Consider the following 17,157-nt stretch of genomic DNA (forward strand, 5'->3'; position numbering starts at 1 on the left):
CATACCCATTATGTCCGGCCCTCTCTACGCTTGCAAGACCTTTGATCACCTTCCAACATTTAAAGGCAAACTCACCGTAAAAACAGAGCCTCCTTCTGGTCTGTTCCCGGCCTGGACCCTTCCTCCCAGAATCTCAGTAATTTTCCATACAATGGACAGACCCAGGCCAGCACCACCCGTTTTGCGGTTTCTGGATTGCTCGCCTCTGTACAACGGCTTGAACAAATGCTGCAGGTCAGAACTGGCAATTCCAGGGCCTGTATCTTGAACAGCTATGGCCCATATGCCGTTATCACACGTTGCCTTCACTTCAATGCTTCCGCCTTCTGGAGTATAACGCAAGGCATTATCCAGAAGATTTCCGAACGCCCTTTGCAGCAGATATGGATCCGTCATGATTTCAGCTCCCTGCTCCGGCAATGACAGCGCAAGACGGATCTGTTTGCGATTCGCTTCTTCCTGATACCCCAGGATCAACTCGTTCAGTAATCCGTCCATTCGTGTGCTTGCAAGCGTTGGTTTGTCTTCAAACCAGTCGAGCTTGGTATATGTAAGCAGGTCGGTGACCAAGTGATTCAGAACATCTGCTTTAATACGGCAATTTCGGATATACCTTTGAGTTTTTTCGGGAGTGAAGGCAACGCCATTCTCCAGCCCTTCCAGATAACCACGGATGGCAAAAACGGGTGTTCTTATATCATGGACGATGGAAGCGATGAACAGCCGCCGCTCTTCTTCCATGGCCTGCTGCCGAATTAGGGAATGTTCCAGTTCGGCCCGCATTTTTTTGAAGCCTGCCGAAACCTCATGTACTTCTTTCACTCGGGAAGACGGAAGATCCACACAAAATTCACTTCTGGAAATCCCCTGTGCTGCCTGTCCCAGTTTCTTCAATGGTTTCAGCACCTGCTTGTTCAGGAACCAGGCACCTGTAAGCAAAATGATGGCAAGCAAACATCCCCAAATCACAAATCCGCCGTATTCCATAATCATTTTTTCAGCCAAGCTGCCATAGCTCCGCAATACCGGACCCTGATCCTGAATATAAACCATTCCGGTCAGCGTGTTCGTCGATGAATATACATAAAACTCATTTAATACGTTCCACTCCGAAAAGTCACCGACATTCTCCTTGGGCGTTATGTCTCCCCCTTCTTCAAGAATATATCCTCCTTCATCATATATGTTCGAGAAAATCTCCCGACGTTCTCTGTCCAGCAGCCGTATCCCAACATTCATTTTTTTGGAATCCTGCTCCAGCTTGATTTGCCACTCTTCGCTTTCCCACTGATCCCGCTGAGCCAAAATTCTCTGCTGCACCCATTCAATGCTGTATCCATCGTCGGTCGTTGCCATATTTGAATACCAATTCCCTGTTAATTTCACAACCGAAATTGGAACAAGCACTGTACACAAGATGATAATCAACAGCCACTGTTTTAATGATAACCGGCTTTTCATTAAAGATTGGAACCCCTTCATGACAACGGCTCTCCCGTAAATTTATATCCCGTTCCCCATACGGTCTGTATGTATTCGTTTCCCGTACTTCCCCTCTCAATCTTGTCCCTGATCCGGGCTATAAACACTCTTACCGAATGCTGATCTCCGTAGTGTTCTCCCCAGATTCGGTCGATGATCTGATCATGCGTAAACACCTGATTGCGATGTTTGGCCAGCAAAGCCAGCAAGTCAAATTCCTTGGTTGTGAGCGTAACCTTTTCACCATTCACCTCGACCTCACGTGCGGAGTAATCAATGCTCAAACCTTTGAATAAGCCGATTGCCAACGAAGTGGATTCCTCTTTGCCAAACCGCCGCCTCACCGCTTTGATTCTGGCAATAATCTCTCCCGGTGTGGCGGACTTAACGATGTAGTCATCCCCTCCGACGCCCAATCCTCTGATTTTATCGGTAGATTCCTCCCTGGCACTCAGAAACAAGACGGGAACATCCGAATATTCCCGAATGGCACGGCAGATTGTAAAACCCGACTCGCCGGGCATCATCACATCGAGCAGCACACAATCCACCCGATTTTGATTCATGATCCGCATGGCCGCTTCCCCGTTCTCCGCAGTAAGGACAGCATACCCCTCCATTTCGAGAAAATCACGCATAAGCTCTATAATTTCAATGTCATCATCCACAATCAAGATTACTTCCTGCATACTGTATCTCCCTTTCTCATCTGCTGTCCCATTATTATGGAGCATTCCTGTTGTTGATGGAACCTCCTAAACAGCGATTAGATAAAAGTACTATATTTTATTGATACATTATTGATCTTTTTCCCACAAAAAGGTGAGACATCTTCTGCATAATGATATCGATCAAAGCGATTCAGCAGATTTCCGTGAAAAGGAGAAAAGAGAAATGAGTAAACCCGTTTTACAAACCCACAATCTAAGCAAAGTCTACGGGGAAGGCAATCAAAGTGTTCCTGCCCTCGATGCTGTTGACCTGGCGATCCATCAAGGAGAGTTTGTTGCCATCATGGGACCCAGTGGTTCCGGCAAGTCCACATTGCTTCATCTGTTATCAGGTTTGGACAGGCCGACCCGTGGTAAAGTCATGCTGGACGGACAAGATTTATACGCCGGCACGGAATCCGCAATCACACTCACCCGCAGAGACAAGATCGGTTTTATTTTTCAGATGTTCAACCTGATTCAGGTACTAACGGCTCAGGAGAATGTAGCTTTGCCATTTCTGCTTGCTGGCAAGACTGACAGTAAAGTTAATAGCATGGCGTTGGATATGCTCAAAAAAGTAGGCATTGGGCATCTGGCAGCTTCATATCCATCCCAGATGTCAGGTGGACAGCAGCAACGGGTAGCCATCGCCAGAGCATTGATTACACAACCCCGCATCATGATGGCCGATGAACCTACGGGCAGTCTGGACTCCAAAACAGGGAAAGACATTCTGACGGTTTTGCGAAGCTTCTGTGATACAGGCAATCATTGCCTGGTTATGGTGACCCATGATGCAAGCGTCGCCTCTTATGCGCACAGAGTTCTTTTTATGAAAGATGGGAAATTGGTAGAAAACCTGAACCTGCAGCAGGACCCAAAAGTGAACCTGAGTCAGATCACATCCAGAATTGAGGGAATGCTGATATGAAGTGGATGTTAGCCCGTCTGGCTTGGCGTTTCTTGATTGCACGTAAAATAAGAGCCTTCTTTGCCATAATGGGAATAAGCCTGGGAGTTCTTCTTCTTGTATCGTCTCAGACGATGATGAGCACTTTGCAGCATTCCACTGAAGTTTCAGCGCGGGAGAGGTTCGGTGATTTTGATCTGATAGCAGGATATAACGAAGGGCAAAGGCTGCTTTCTTCCAAAGATATAACATGGATTAACAACCTCGAAGGGGTGCAGGAGACCACTCCGATCTTGCTGCCCTACACAGCAGGACACATGCCCGAAAATGTTGCTGTTCAACCCTTTTATTACAGCTTCAAAGCAGACCGTCTGGCCGCTGAGCATGAACTGCTTTCTCTGCAAACGGGATCATTTCCTGAAGATGCGCAAGTACTGATTTCCTCCAAATATGCCAAGGAGGCGGGGCTGGGGATCGGTTCGACCTTGACATTGCCTTTCCCGCCCGCCGAAGATCAGACCGTAACGGTCTCGGGAATTCTAAAAGAAAGCGAAAGCTTGTCCCGTCTTTTTATTTTCAATTATGATTGGATCAGCAAGCTGACAGATCATACCGGACAGGCTAGTGCGCTGATCCTGAAGCTGGATAACGGGAATGTAAAGAGTGAGGTCATCGAGCAATTGAATGACCATTTCGACGGACTTACTATTGATCGCCGCAGCGCAAAGGAAGAGGAACAAAAAAATTTGGGTGGGCTTCGGCCGCTAGTAACCGGACTGTCCGTTATTGTTCTGCTTGGGAGTATTTTGATCGTCATTAGTACTTTGCAAATGTCCGTCCAAGAGAGACAGAAGGAACTGGCGGTTCTCCGGCTTTTGGGAGGCACACGGAGACAATTGTTCGAGATGGTCATTTGGGAAGCCTTGTGGATCAGTATTCTGTCCTCATTCATAGGATCCGCGGGGGGGATTATGCTGTGTTATGCTACTTCTGGGTTGCTTGAAAAATGGATGGGATATCGTGTGGATTCAGTTGTGGTATCCTATCCGGTGATTGCCGCTGTCATGCTCGGAAGTATTCTCGTTACACTGTTTGCTTCCTTCATCCCGGCTTATTCCTCCAGCAGAATGTCTCCACTTGCTGCCCACCGTCAACAGCCGGCACGTCTTACACAGCACTCTTTGTGGAAGCATATCGTCGTGTATTCCCTATTTGTTGGACTTATTGCACTTTCCATTCTGATCCCTGGGGGCAAGGAAACGTCCAAAACCGCGGTCATTATCGTCGGTGTACTGTTTGTTCTCCTATGTTTTTTGTGCATTTCCTTCCTGCTTAAGCCATTAATCAAAGGGATTGCACTGTGCCTGAAGCCTTTATATGCCATGGAAGGGACCATCGCTGGCAGAAATGCACTTAGCCGCATCGGACGAAGCAAACAAATCACCCGGGTAATCATGCTCTCCGTTATTGTCGGATTCGTAGGGTTCAGCGTTCTTGATAGCATAGTGAAGGAAACAGAAAAAAATATGGCCAATCAATTCCCCCTGGATTATATTATCCAGTCTGCCGAAGCTTCATATGAACCTGGATTCTCACCCGAACTGAGCAATCAGCTGAACCGCCTGAAAGGAATAGACAGTATTACAATAAGTTCAAGTCTCCTCGTAGATATCCCGGTTAATCAAATGTCACCGGATTGGAACGGTTCTGTGTTTAAAATTGATAACAAGGATCACGTGTTGGCAAGCCTGCAATCGATGGATTTGATCAAAGCTCAGCAGTTTTCTTCTTATCAGGTCGTTGAGGGTAAGATTCAGGATCTGCAAAAGAACCAGATTGTAGTCACGAAGGATTTCTGTCGTTACTTCGGGTACTCTATTGGGGATACACTGGAACTAAAGATGGATGAAGTCAGCGAGGCAGCTGGCGCTGCTCCCTTACAGATGAATATTGTGGGTGTTATCGATCAAAATCCATTGTTTCCGGGAGACGAAATGACCATGTATACTTCCGTTGACGCCGTTAACAGCTACCGGGAAGCCAAGGTGGAACAAATTCTGTTCAATATCACGGACAAGAATCAGCAGGAAGCCATAAAAGCACAGGTTCAGTCCCTACTTGAACAGCCCGAATATCAAAATACTGTATTTTATGACCGCATGGCGGAACTGGAGACGTTCTATCAGCAATACAAACAGCGTACGGCTTTTTTAACGGCCTCCATACTGCTTTTGACGCTTATTATCCTTGCCGGACTAATGAACATTATGTCCAGCAATCTAAGAGAAAGTCAAAAAGAGTTTGCCACGATGCGCTCCATCGGAAGCAAACCCTGGCAGGTCATCCGTTTAGCCTGGTTCGAAGGAATAATGATAGCGGTATCCGGGACTGTCATGGGACTCATTGCTGGCGTACTGTTACGTTATCAATTTTTGAGTGCTCTCGATGCCCAAAGCCCTGCTCCATACGGAATGATATTCATCATCCTGGCGATCAGTCCCATTATAGGCATTGCCTCTGCTCTGCCATCAACGTACTGGTTGTCCAAAATCCAATACAATCGGGATTAAAAAAAGAGCTGCCATTGCATAACATGCAGGCAGCTCTTTTACTCACTTTATTTTACAGCAACGTAGAACAGGCGCTGCGCCTCCGGCCCGGCTTCATCCCACTCAAAGTCTGCATAGACACCGACTTCCCTGAATCCTGCCTTAAGCAGCTCAAGCTTCATCCATTCCGGATCGTAGGCCCGCTGTACGTGCACTTCCTCGAAGCGCTGATACATGTCCTTGCCGGCTTCCTTCATGCGTGCAAAGATGCTCAAATGATGTTCGATTTCGCACCGCTCCCGGTCCATGTCGCATGTCCAGATATAGGACACGGCGCGTTCGTCCAATACAAAAGGCTGTTCGTCATCATATCGAATCAGGGTATTCGGATGATGCACGTCGAACATAAACGTGCCTTCCTCCTTCAGCATCGCGTACGTCCGCTGGAACGTGCGAACGACATCCTCTTTTTCGAGCAAATAATTGATGCAGTCGCAGAACGAAATGACCGAATCTACCGGCTCGGGAACGCTCCAGTCCCGCATGTCCTGCTGCACCCACCGCACGCTGCCTCCACGGTACATGCGATGGCCCTGCGGCGTGGCATCCATTTTGTTTCTTGCCACGGACAGCATGTCCGCTGACAAATCGATCCCGATCACTTCAAAACCCGAATTGACCAAAGGAATCGTGATGGAGCCCGTCCCGCAGCCCAACTCGACCACGCTTTTCGGCATGCCGTGCCGTTCCCAGGCCGTCCGCGCAAATCGGATCCAATCGGGATAGGGCATATCCTCCATTAATTCATCGTATACGTAGGCAAATCTACGGTAAGACATGTCAGACACCGCACTTTCGAATTCAATTTAAAGCTTTTCCAAAAAGAAAGCAGGGCATCCGGCTTTCGTCCAGTTTACCCTGCCATCTTTATTCGGCATTCAGCTTTATTCCGAGAGGTGGCCAGCCGTCGGATCGAGCCAGACCCAAGCCCGTAGGGTGCTGATCTGCATATATCCTGTCGCAAGCCCGTCAAGGAATGGAAGCGAAGCGCCTATTTAGGTTGATCGTCGTCCGCAGGAACCGCGTCCGCGAGATATGTCCAGCTTTCTTTTTGCTTCACGAGCCCTTCTTTCATCAGTTTGCCAAGGCCCCTCTTAAACGCGGATTTGCTGATGCCGAACCGTTTCTTGATGATGTCCGGCGGCGTGCTATCGGAATAGGGCATGCCGCCTGTCGGACGTTCCTTGAGGAACGCAAGCAGCATGTCCGCGTCCTCATTGCGTCCAACTTCCTTGCGAGGCGACATCGCAAGATTTACGCGTCCATCCTCGCGAACGAGCGTTACCCGGCATTTCACCTTTTCGCCAAGGCGCAGCATCCGGTTCCGTTCGGAAGAATGAATCATGCCGATGGCCCCGAAACCGAGCACTCCGCCTTCGACGAGCACGAATGTACCCATTTGCAGCGGCTTGTACACAAGGACGTCGACCCATTGATTCAGCCAGGTCGTCGGTACATGGAACGCCAGCGGAGCAAGCTCCCGTTCGCCAGCCAGCTTGGCCCGCAAACGCCCTTGCTTATCATGCTCCATGATCACGAACACTTCATCGCCAACCTGCGGGTGAAGCTCAGGCAGCTCGGGCAATTCGCGAATCGGGAGCAGCAGCTGCCGTCCAAGTCCCATCTCGAGGAAACAGCCTAAACGAGGATGAACATCAGCCACGACGAGGCGGCCCATTTCCCCCAGCGTCAGCAGCGGCTTTTTCATCGTAGCCGCGAGACGGTCCTCGGTATCAAAAAACAGAAATACTTCCAACGTTTCGCCAATCTTGATTTCTCTAGTCAGTTCCGTGTAATGGAGCAATACATCCTCCGTGCCTGTCGTCAGGAAGTAGCCGTACGGCGACACTTCGCGTGCAACGGGCAAAGAAACGATCGTACCCGCAATCAAACTCATACCGTCTCCACCACTTTGGCGTCAGACCACAGACGCTCGATGTTGTAGTATTCGCGTTCATCCCGATGGAATACGTGAACGACCACGTCTCCAAGGTCCATCAGTACCCAACGCGCCGAATCCATGCCTTCGATGCCGCGGATATTGACGCCGGCAGCGTGTGCCTGTTTGCGAATTTCCGTGGCGATCGACTGCACCTGCGTATCGGAATTCCCGTGACAGATCACGAAGTAATCCGCTACAAGGGAAATGCCTTTCAGATCCAAGGCAACGATGTTGGACGCTTTTTTATCGTCGGCGGCAGTAACCGCCATATTCATAAGTTCTTTCGATGATATTGTCATGAACCAACCTCCATGTTCGATAGTTGTAAAATCAAATCATTCCGGGCCAACATCGTCAGCGGATAAATGACGCGCCGCTGGGAAATCAGCAGGCTGATCGTCGAATCAAAACCGGCAATGAGCCCCGCCTCCAGGCTTTTCTCGGCCTGTTCGCGGATCAGATCCACGCCGGGAAAATCCCTGCCCGGTTCAATATAGTCGGCAAGACATACCACTTTATCAAGCAGGCTCATCCCCACTCTCCCTGAGGTATGCCACTGAATGGCATTAAGGATTTCGGGGTCGTCAATGCCGTAATCGCGCCGGGCAACGAATGCGCCGACCTCGGAGTGCCACAATTGTTTGTCATGCCGCAGCAGTTCCTCGTTCAATCCGTTATTGCGAATGACGGCCTCCATCTCCGAGACGGGCCAATATTTGGCCACATCGTGCAGAATCGCCGCCAAGTCGGCTTTTACCGGATCAGCGCCATACTTTTCGGCAAGGCGCACGGCCGAATCCATGACGCCTTGCGTATGCTTCCATCGCTTTTCGGGCATCTGTCCGGAAACGGCGCGGATTAATTCATCACGGCTTAGCTCCATATAAACCGCTCCTTACAATGTATTCGTAAACCGAATCGGGAACCATGAAGCGGACGGAATGGCCGCTTGCCAATCGTCTGCGTATGGCTGTCGAGGAGATGTCCACCAGCGGCATCTCGGCCAGCAGCACTCGGCCTTGCAGCTCGTCAGGAAGATCATCCAGATGCAGCTGGAATCCGGGTCGCCCTACGCCGATGAAAGTAAGACGGGCTGCCAGCTCTTCGATCTGTTCCCATTTGGGCAAATAGTTCACCATGTCCGCTCCGATAATGAAATAAAAATCATGCTCCGGGTAGCGTCTCCAGAGCTCTCGCATCGTATCGATCGTATACGAGACACCGCCCAGCTCCATTTCGATATCCAGCACTTCGTACTGCTGCACATCCTTCACGGCAGCCGTCGTCATGTCCAGTCGCTGCCGGCCCGAAGCTCCAGCCCCGCGTTTGTGCGGCGGCACATGCGATGGCATGAACCAGACTTCGTCGAGCGCATGCGAATCCCGGGCCGCCTCGGCCGCGAGCAGATGCCCCATATGGATCGGGTCGAACGTTCCACCCATGATGCCGATCTTCACCCGCTTCACCGCCTAAGGGAGTTCAATTTGCTTGTTGTCGCGCGATTCCTTGTACAGAACGATCGTGCTGCCGATCACCTGAACGAGTTCGCTGCCCGTCTCGCGCGCCAGCTCTGCGGCGATTTCGTTTTTGTCGTCCAGGCAGTTGTTGAGCACCTGCACTTTCATCAATTCACGTTTCTCGATCGCTTCCTCGATGTGACGGAACAAATGCTCGTTGGTTCCTCCTTTGCCGATTTGGAATACAGGGGTCAAATGATGTGCTTGCGAGCGCAAAAAGCGCTTTTGTTTTCCGGTTAACATAAATCCTTCATAACTCCTTATGCGAGCAGGTCACGGAAAAAACAAAAATAACCTCGTTCAATGTCATTTCCGAACCTGAGCGTTCAATTATATTTTTAACAGGTTAAAACTGTTCAATACCGCGCGCCGCATCGTTTCTACCGGCGCAGGTACGCCGAGCCAGTGCTCGAAAGCCACCGCTCCTTGATACACAAACATGCCCAAGCCGCCGTGCACGATGCAGCCGCGCTTCTTCGCTTCCTGCAGCAGGCGGGTTTCCAGCGGGTTATAGATCAGGTCGCTTACGGCCGCCCCCTCCCGAATAAATGCAGGATCTACGGGAACATCGTCCACATAGGGATGCATGCCCGCGGACGTTGTGTTGATGACGATATCCGCTTCGGCCAATATCGATTCGGCTTGTTCCATGCCGCTGCCCACGATTTGTCCGAGACCATGGCTGCTCAGATCCGCAGCCAATGCAACAGCCCGGGCCGCAGTGCGGTTCAAAATGCTGATCCGTTCGGGCATTTCGAGTGCCAAAGCGTAAATGACGCCCCTGGCCGCTCCTCCGGCACCAAGAACGGCGATGTTCTTGCCTTTGAGATCAGGCACAGCTTCTTCCTTAAGGGACCGGACATATCCGATCCCGTCCGTGTTGTAGCCCGTCAGCCTGCCGTTTCTATTGACGATGGTGTTCACGGCCCCGATGAGCCGCGCGCTCTCGTCGATATGGTCGAGATACTGCATAACCTGTTCCTTGTGCGGAATGGTGACGTTAACGCCAAGATAACCAAGGGCAGCAATGCCTCGAACAGCCGCCTCCAGCTGCCCTGGCAGTACATGCAGCGGCATGTACATGCCGCTCACGCCTGCCGCCTGCAGGGCCGCATTATGCATGGCCGGGGATTTGGAGTGCGCGATAGGATCGCCCATTACCCCAAGCAGGACAGGAAGCGCAGCATGCTCTTTCTTCGATTCCGTCATTCGATTCGCCTCCGATCGGCCGGGATGCTCGCCGCAACCGTCATTTTAAATCAAGGATGGGCGGAGAAGCACGCGGATGCCTTTTGGCGCATGCACCGCGACCAGTGCCCCGTTCTCTCCGTTCGCCTTGATCCAGCCCAGACCGGAAATAAAAATGTCGGACTGGCTGCCGCGTTTGATGCGGAACTCGTGCCGGGTCCATTCAGGCATGTCCGCCGCGTTCTCGCGCGTCGGCGGCGACAGCAGCTCCCCGGCATGGTCGCGGTACAATTCGTCTGCACGCTCCAGCTTCGTGCGGTGAATGCCTAATGCGTTGCTGATATAACACGTAAAGGATTGGCGGTCTCCCTCGATGAAATCGAAGCGAGCCATGCCGCCAAAGAACAACGTCTGGCCTGCATTCAATTGGTATACCGCCGGTTTAAGCGGCTTTTCCGGCATGATCGCGCCCAGATCCTTGCGGGACACGATCTCGCTGAATCGCCATGGATACATGATTCCGGGCGTATCGATGATATGTTTGCCATCGTCCAGCGGAATGTTCACCATGTCCAGCGTCGTTCCCGGATAACGGGATGTGGTCAGTTCCTGCTCCAGGTCGCTGTAGTCGCGGATCAGCCGGTTGATCAGGGTCGATTTGCCGACATTGGTTCCGCCCACGACATATACGTCGCGGTCCCCGCGGTACTCGGACACCAGTTCAAGCAAACGATCGAAGCCCTGATTCTGCTTGGCGCTGCACAGCACCACGTCCACGGTGCGCAGCCCTTGCTCCTTGGCCTGTTTCTGCACCCAATTGCGGACTTTGTTCCAATTCGTTACTTTGGGCAGAAGGTCCGTTTTGTTGACGACCAGCAGCACCGGATTGTTGCCGACGAAGCGCTGCAGTCCGGAAATGATGCTGCCGTCAAAGTCGAACAGATCCACGATATGGATGACGAGCGCGTCCTTATTCCCGATTTTGCTGAGCAGCGCCAGGAATTCGTCCTGGTCTACCGTAACGGAAGAGGATTCGTTATAGTTTTTAATGCGAAAACAGCGCTGGCAAATGACCGGTTCGCGATCCAGCGCTTTCTCGGGGATGAAGCCGGGTTTTTCCGTATTTTCCGTCTGCAGATGCGCACCGCATCCGCTGCATTTCACGGCAAGTTGGCCGTTATGCGTTTCTGTCATTTCTTTTTATCCTCCTCAAGCCATAAGCCTTTCTTGCTCAAACGGGTAACGGCTATTCGCTCCACGCGCCGATTGAACCGGGTCATGAAGCCTTCGTCATCGATGGAGATGGGCAACACCAGCACCGTGTACAGTCCGAGGCGGTTGCCGCCAAACACATCCGTAAGCATCTGATCGCCAACGACCATCGTTTGTTCCGGCGTCAGGCCCATCATGTTCATCGCTTTGCGGAACGGCACGTTCGACGGTTTGCGCGCGCTGTGCACGTACTGGATGTCCAGCGGCGTCGCAAATACCGATACGCGGTTCAAATTGTTATTGGATACGATGATCAGCTTGAAGCCGACCTCTTTCACGCGCGCAAACCATTCGATCAGCTCCGGCGTGGCGTCGGGCGCTTTGGCTCCGACGAGCGTATTGTCCAGGTCCGTAATAATCCCGCGATAGCCTTGGGCATACAGTCCTTCCAAATCAATATCATAAACCGTGTCCACCCGAAGTTTGGGCATCAGCATTTTAAACAAAAAAAGTCACCTCAGTTTCATACGACACACTATATCACAAATCCATCTTCCCTGAAAATGCATCCAGCCCTGCCGGACAAGAAAAAGGAAAAAACGGGACAGGCCGAGGCTCAGGCCTGTTCCGCTTTCAGTTCCTTGCGCAGCCTCTGGGCTGTCTCATAAACCTTCTTCCAGTCATCGGCATGAACGGTCGCCGGACTATATCTGGCCTGCTCGAACGTGCGGAGCAGCTCCCCGAAGGTCCCCGCCGCCGCCGGTTTCGCCTGGCTCCAACGAACCACCGATTCCCGCAGCGTTTCGTCGCCGCTCCGCTTCAGCCCTTTTCGCTGCGCGTAACGAAGCCAGCGCTCCGTTTCCGCAATCACTTTTTGCTCTGGCGTCAGCGGGCCGCCGCTCCGAAGCCGGAGCAGCAGGAAACGAAGCGACAACCGGCTGCGCCAAAACATATATCCGATCCACAGCACAAGGATTGCACTGGCTACCCAGATCACGAAAGACGGAAGCGCAGACTTGGCCTGCTCCGGTGCCGCTGCCTGCTCCTCTTCTTCCTGCACCTGCTCTTCTTCCGGTTGCTCTTCCGGCTCGTCCGCAGGCTGCACCTCCGGCAATTCGGTCAACAGCGGCATGTCAAAGCCCGGCGTCGCTTCAACCGGAATCCATCCGTATTCGCCGAAGTAGATTTCGGCCCAGGAGTGGGCATCCGCATTCGTTACGGTATACGTCGTTTCGATATCGGCACCCGGCTGGCGCGGAGCCTGCATGTCCGAGTTCAGGGACAGCTGCCCGGGAGCATATCCTTTAACCCAGCGTGCCGGAATGCCCTCGGAACGGGCCATCATGACAAGCGCCGTAGAGAAATAGTCGCAATAGCCCTCCATCACTTCGAACAAAAAACCATCGACAAAGTCATCGCTGACTTTCCGGGACAAGTCCGGGTTGTTCGTGTAACTAAAGTTTTGCTGCAAATAGTTTTGCAGTAATGCCACCTTTTCATACGGCGTGCTTGCGGCCCCCGTAATTTCGCTGGCGAGATCTTTAACCCGCTGCGGAAATTTGGAAGGCATCTGCAAATACATGTCGTCGGCCGGATGACTATCGTACAAATCGTCGTACGTTTTGGTTCGTAGCTCATCCACCACGATGACCGGGGCCTCGGATACCACTGTATATGTTTTGGGATATTGGGGCTGATTGCGGTTCGTCACCACATGCAGTTCGGCCTGGTCGGCGTTCCAAAGCATGCGGTTCGACTGCTGCTCGCCTTCCACCGAGCTTACCTCGGAGATCGAATAGGCACCGAACAAAATGGGATAAACGTTGTCGTTCAGCATCGTGACTTTCTGCGTAACCTGCTTCGTTTTCCCGCTGCCCGCATCGTTGTTCTCCAATGCCTCGCCAGGCTGCACGGCCTCGGCCGATACTCTGCGGTTGTCGTCCCAGCCCGTACCGGTATATTCTTCCCGCGTTTCCCCGCGCCAATAACTGCGCTCACTGGTCGTGACCGACATGACGGGAGTATAGTCAAAATTGAATCCTCCGCCCAACTGGTTGTCTTCCCGGCTGTACCCGGACTCGGTGGAGGTTGGGATGTCCAGCGTACCGTTTCCCGCCTCGATCGAACCGCTTCCGGTATAGTTCCGCCATGCCGTATACGGGTCCGTCAGGGTTGGCGGAACCTCGGGCATATTTACGCTCGCCACGATGATCAATGAAAAAATGATGGCAATGTTGGCGATAATTTTGTACGGATACCGAATCAGCCGTTTCCACCCTTGCGGATATTGCAATTGGAAGCTGCGGAAATGCTGGCATACCAGCCACCCCATCCCCGCAAACATGACCCAAGCCACTTCGGTCCAGAGCGGAATTCGGGTGAACGAATCCAAAATGCCCATGGACACGATGTTGATCCCTAAAAAGACAAGAATGCGCCGTTTCGTTGTCACCAGCCGGTGCGCCGCCTCCAGCATGGCCCATGCACACAGCGAAAACCAGACATAAGGAACCATGTGCAGCAGAAATTGCTCCGTTCGCTCCGTAAACGTTCCGTAAGGGATATATACGGAGTAATCCACTAAGGTTTTATGCAAAATAAAAAAGATAGCGATGACTTTGATGACCGTTCGATACAACAGTTTAAGCGGCAATATAATCTCCAAAACGCATACCGCCGCCATCGTCCAAAGCACCAGCGACGTCGTCTCGGTGTACCAGGATTCCTCGGTAAACGAGATCCACTGCAGCCCGATCAGGAAAATCCAAAGCAGGGATGCCGCATGGTACCAGGACCGTTTGCCTCTCGACAAATCTATAGGTGCGCTCATGCGGCTCCTCCTCCCATCACGGTCGGAAGCTCCTGCAGGCTGGAAACCGTAAACGCCCTCGTTCCCCGGCTTCGCAGCAGGGCAGTCCATTCTGCGCTTTGCCGCTCTTCCTTGATATCTACTAAAATGTGGCACGGCGTCATGCCGCGCTGATCTGCCCAACGCAGCAATTCAAGCACCTTCTCATCCTTCTGGGGAGAAACGACGACAAAATAGGCTCCTTGCGGCAGCTGGCGTGCCAATCTTTCCACACCAGGCAGCAAGCGTGCATCCCGACCGTCATGTTGAACGTCCACCAGATGATGAATCATCCTTTGCCGATCCAGCAAGCTCTCGCTGGGCGGAATCAGGGAAGGCTCGTCCGACAGCGTCATGAGTCCCATCCCCATTCTCTCCCGCGTGCCATACTCCAGCAGCGAGGCTACGGTGGATACGGCCAGTTCAAACGCCTCCGATCCCGCGTAGCTGGCGGCAAGCGCATCGAGTACAAGCACCGTTTTGGGAATGGATTCGTGTTCGAACTCCTTCGATTTCCACGTTCCCGTCCTTGCGGTTGCGTTCCAATGGATTCGGGATAACCGGTCACCGTATACGTAATCCCGCACCCCGTTGATTTGGGTCGTTTCGCGCCGCGAACGCGTCATCGCCGTCTGCGGCCCTGCCAATCTCGACTTGCGGTCATACAGCTGCCAAAACGGAATGAACACGGTTCGGGGGAGAACCCTGAATTCGCTATGCGCCTTGAAGGTGCCTTTGTGCTGAACGAGACCGAATATATCCTCGCTGGTGCACTCGGTATCCAGAAACGCATATTTCCCTCTTTCCAACGGAGGCGTCTGAAAGGTCAGTTCCCCCGTCCCCCGCATATTCGGCAGCAGGCTTTCCCGGAAAGACCAGGATTCGCCGTTATGGCGTCGCAGCATTTCCTTTACGACGACATAAGGAAGAGGCAGAAATCCTGGAATGCTCAATCGCAACCGAACCTGGACCTGGTCTCCCGCGTGCAGAAGCTCCTCGTGATCCTGACCCGACGAAAGGAAACGTTCCCCTCTGGCGCGCCTAACCCCGCCCAAACCCGCAATGACGAGATACACGCACAACAAGGTTACCATCGACAACAGCATAATGGACGTTTTGCCTCCCTGAAACAAAACGTAAGCCAGACAGCACAGCCACACTGCCGCGATGCTCCACGCGCGGGGATGGCGTAGCTTTTTTCTGACCGAACCCATGATCTGTTTCATGATTTTATTGCCCCATCGTGACAGGCACGCGGACCTGATGCAGGATGGAAGCAAGCGCGGCTCCTGAACTCATGCTGTCCAGCCGTGCTTCCGGACGGAGCACGATTCGATGCGCTAGAGCGTAAGGAGCCATCGTTTTCACGTCGTCCGGAAGCACGTAATCGCGTTCCTGCAAAAACGCGAAAGCTTTCACGGCCATCATAAACGAGATAGCTGCCCGCGGGCTGGCACCCAGCAATACCGACGGGTGGGAGCGCGTGCTGCGAACGATGTCGAGCAGATAGTCCATGACCGGCTCGCCAAGGAACACATCCTTGATTTCCTGCTGGATCACCGAGATCTGTTCCATGTTGGTCACCGACTCGAGCCGGTCGACGGGCTGTCCCGACTGGTGCTGCTTCAGCAGCGTTTTTTCAATATCCTTGTCCGGATAACCCAGACTGATCTTCAGCATAAAACGGTCCAGCTGCGCCTCGGGAAGCGTATACGTCCCTTCAAAGTCGATGGGATTTTGCGTGGCGCAAAGCATGAACGGATGTGGCAAATCGTACGTATCGCCGTCCACGGTCACGCTGCGCTCCTCCATGACTTCCAGCAGAGCGGATTGGGTTTTGGTGGTCGCCCTGTTGATTTCGTCCGCGAGCAGAATGTTGGTCATGACAGGGCCCGGACGGAAATAAAAGCGCTCGTCGCGCGGATGGAATACCGATACTCCAGTAATGTCGCTTGGCAATATATCAGGATTACATTGAATGCGGCGGTATTCGCCGCGCATCGATTTGGATAAGGCCTTGATCAGCTGCGTCTTGCCGGTTCCGGGTACGTCTTCGATCAACACGTGTCCACCTGCAAGCAATGCTGTGAGCAAAAGCTGGATTTCAAAGGATTTCCCCATAATGCACGATTCCAGATTGGAACGGACTGCCGAAATGATTTGGATCGATTCTTTGCGCACAGGCATTTGGTCTAAACCTCCTAAAAAAGCAAACAGATTTCCTTTTATTGTACATGATTGTAGGTCCTGAGTACACTCGAAGGAAATCGCAATTTGTTTCCAGCGGCCGCCTCTGCCGCAAAGTTTGTCCATTTACGACAAAAAAGCCCGGAGATTACCGGGCCATTGCCATTTTGCTTTTTGCCGCTGAACGCCCGGCGATTATCCTTTGGGACGGACGACCAATGCCGCCAGAAAGGAAAAAATAATCGCCGAGGAAATGCCCGCCGCGGTCACGTCAAAGATGCCCGTAATGACACCGAGCCATCCATCGCGTTCCAATTCGGTCAGCGCCCCATGAACCAACGAGTTGCCAAAGCTCGTAATCGGAATGGATGCCCCCGCGCCAGCGAACTTGACAAGCGGATCGTACCATCCGAACGCATCAGCCAACGCACCAGCCACGACCAGCGTACTCATCGTATGCGCAGGGGTCAGCTTGACGCCGTCCATCAAAATTTGCCCAATCACGCAGATGAGGCCCCCGATGATAAAAGCCCACAAAAACTGCATCGT

Annotated in this window: 17 protein-coding genes; 2 read left to right on the forward strand and 15 right to left on the reverse strand. The window is 52.4% G+C overall.

The features are described from left to right. Positions 1-45: 45 nt before the first annotated feature. Positions 46-1,356: a HAMP domain-containing sensor histidine kinase gene (locus MKY59_RS22555; RefSeq protein ID WP_236421282.1), complete on the reverse strand. Its 1,311-nt coding sequence runs from the start codon at positions 1,354-1,356 to the stop codon at positions 46-48. 122 nt (positions 1,357-1,478) lie between these two features. Beyond that, positions 1,479-2,171: a response regulator transcription factor gene (locus MKY59_RS22560; RefSeq protein WP_236421281.1), complete on the reverse strand. Its 693-nt coding sequence runs from the start codon at positions 2,169-2,171 to the stop codon at positions 1,479-1,481. Between the two features lie 205 nt (positions 2,172-2,376). Between MKY59_RS22560 and MKY59_RS22565 the strand changes: the two genes are divergently transcribed. Then, positions 2,377-3,126 carry an ABC transporter ATP-binding protein gene (locus MKY59_RS22565; RefSeq protein WP_236421280.1) on the forward strand — a complete coding sequence of 250 codons (750 nt, stop codon included), beginning with the start codon at positions 2,377-2,379 and terminating at the stop codon, positions 3,124-3,126. Positions 3,127-3,194: 68 nt separating this feature from the next. Next, a complete protein-coding gene (locus MKY59_RS22570; protein ID WP_339278456.1) occupies positions 3,195-5,675 on the forward strand; it encodes an FtsX-like permease family protein in 2,481 nt (826 codons plus the stop codon). A gap of 47 nt (positions 5,676-5,722) precedes the next feature. Here the strand turns inward: MKY59_RS22570 and MKY59_RS22575 are convergent, their stop codons facing one another. The 13 genes from MKY59_RS22575 to spoVAE form a co-directional block, all read right to left on the reverse strand. Further along, a complete protein-coding gene (locus tag MKY59_RS22575) occupies positions 5,723-6,493 on the reverse strand; it encodes a class I SAM-dependent methyltransferase (protein WP_236421279.1) in 771 nt (256 codons plus the stop codon). A gap of 212 nt (positions 6,494-6,705) precedes the next feature. Then, complete coding sequence (locus tag MKY59_RS22580; RefSeq protein ID WP_339273890.1) at positions 6,706-7,611, reverse strand: S1-like domain-containing RNA-binding protein; 906 nt, start codon at positions 7,609-7,611, stop codon at positions 6,706-6,708. Beyond that, positions 7,608-7,955, reverse strand: a complete 348-nt coding sequence (rsfS, locus tag MKY59_RS22585; RefSeq protein WP_236421277.1) for a ribosome silencing factor — start codon at positions 7,953-7,955, stop codon at positions 7,608-7,610. The genes MKY59_RS22580 and rsfS overlap by 4 nt, the downstream gene beginning before the upstream one ends. Beyond that, complete coding sequence (yqeK, locus tag MKY59_RS22590) at positions 7,952-8,539, reverse strand: bis(5'-nucleosyl)-tetraphosphatase (symmetrical) YqeK (RefSeq protein ID WP_236421276.1); 588 nt, start codon at positions 8,537-8,539, stop codon at positions 7,952-7,954. Before yqeK ends, rsfS begins: the two co-directional genes overlap by 4 nt. Next, on the reverse strand, positions 8,523-9,113 hold the full coding sequence (locus tag MKY59_RS22595; protein WP_339273891.1) for a nicotinate-nucleotide adenylyltransferase: 591 nt from the start codon (positions 9,111-9,113) through the stop codon (positions 8,523-8,525). The genes yqeK and MKY59_RS22595 overlap by 17 nt, the downstream gene beginning before the upstream one ends. Positions 9,114-9,125: 12 nt before the next feature. Then, complete coding sequence (gene yhbY, locus MKY59_RS22600) at positions 9,126-9,416, reverse strand: ribosome assembly RNA-binding protein YhbY (protein WP_236421274.1); 291 nt, start codon at positions 9,414-9,416, stop codon at positions 9,126-9,128. A gap of 87 nt (positions 9,417-9,503) precedes the next feature. Beyond that, a complete protein-coding gene (gene aroE, locus MKY59_RS22605; RefSeq protein ID WP_339273892.1) occupies positions 9,504-10,382 on the reverse strand; it encodes a shikimate dehydrogenase in 879 nt (292 codons plus the stop codon). A 45-nt stretch (positions 10,383-10,427) separates the two neighbouring features. Continuing rightward, positions 10,428-11,555, reverse strand: coding sequence for a ribosome biogenesis GTPase YqeH (gene yqeH, locus MKY59_RS22610; RefSeq protein ID WP_236421272.1), 1,128 nt, complete (start codon positions 11,553-11,555; stop codon positions 10,428-10,430). Next, a complete protein-coding gene (locus tag MKY59_RS22615) occupies positions 11,552-12,079 on the reverse strand; it encodes a YqeG family HAD IIIA-type phosphatase (protein WP_236421271.1) in 528 nt (175 codons plus the stop codon). Before MKY59_RS22615 ends, yqeH begins: the two co-directional genes overlap by 4 nt. 110 nt (positions 12,080-12,189) lie before the next feature. Beyond that, positions 12,190-14,403 (reverse strand): transglutaminaseTgpA domain-containing protein, encoded by a 2,214-nt coding sequence (locus tag MKY59_RS22620; RefSeq protein ID WP_339273893.1) that lies wholly within the window; start codon positions 14,401-14,403, stop codon positions 12,190-12,192. After that, on the reverse strand, positions 14,400-15,635 hold the full coding sequence (locus tag MKY59_RS22625) for a DUF58 domain-containing protein (RefSeq protein WP_236421300.1): 1,236 nt from the start codon (positions 15,633-15,635) through the stop codon (positions 14,400-14,402). Before MKY59_RS22625 ends, MKY59_RS22620 begins: the two co-directional genes overlap by 4 nt. 16 nt (positions 15,636-15,651) lie before the next feature. Then, entirely contained in the window at positions 15,652-16,608 is a 957-nt protein-coding gene (locus tag MKY59_RS22630; RefSeq protein ID WP_236421269.1) for a MoxR family ATPase, read from the reverse strand. A gap of 195 nt (positions 16,609-16,803) precedes the next feature. Then, on the reverse strand, positions 16,804-17,154 hold the full coding sequence (spoVAE, locus tag MKY59_RS22635; protein WP_236421268.1) for a stage V sporulation protein AE: 351 nt from the start codon (positions 17,152-17,154) through the stop codon (positions 16,804-16,806). Positions 17,155-17,157 lie beyond the last annotated feature (3 nt).

Origin of the sequence: Paenibacillus sp. FSL W8-0426, from assembly GCF_037969725.1 — a bacterium.
GTDB classification, from domain to species: domain Bacteria; phylum Bacillota; class Bacilli; order Paenibacillales; family Paenibacillaceae; genus Paenibacillus; species Paenibacillus hubeiensis.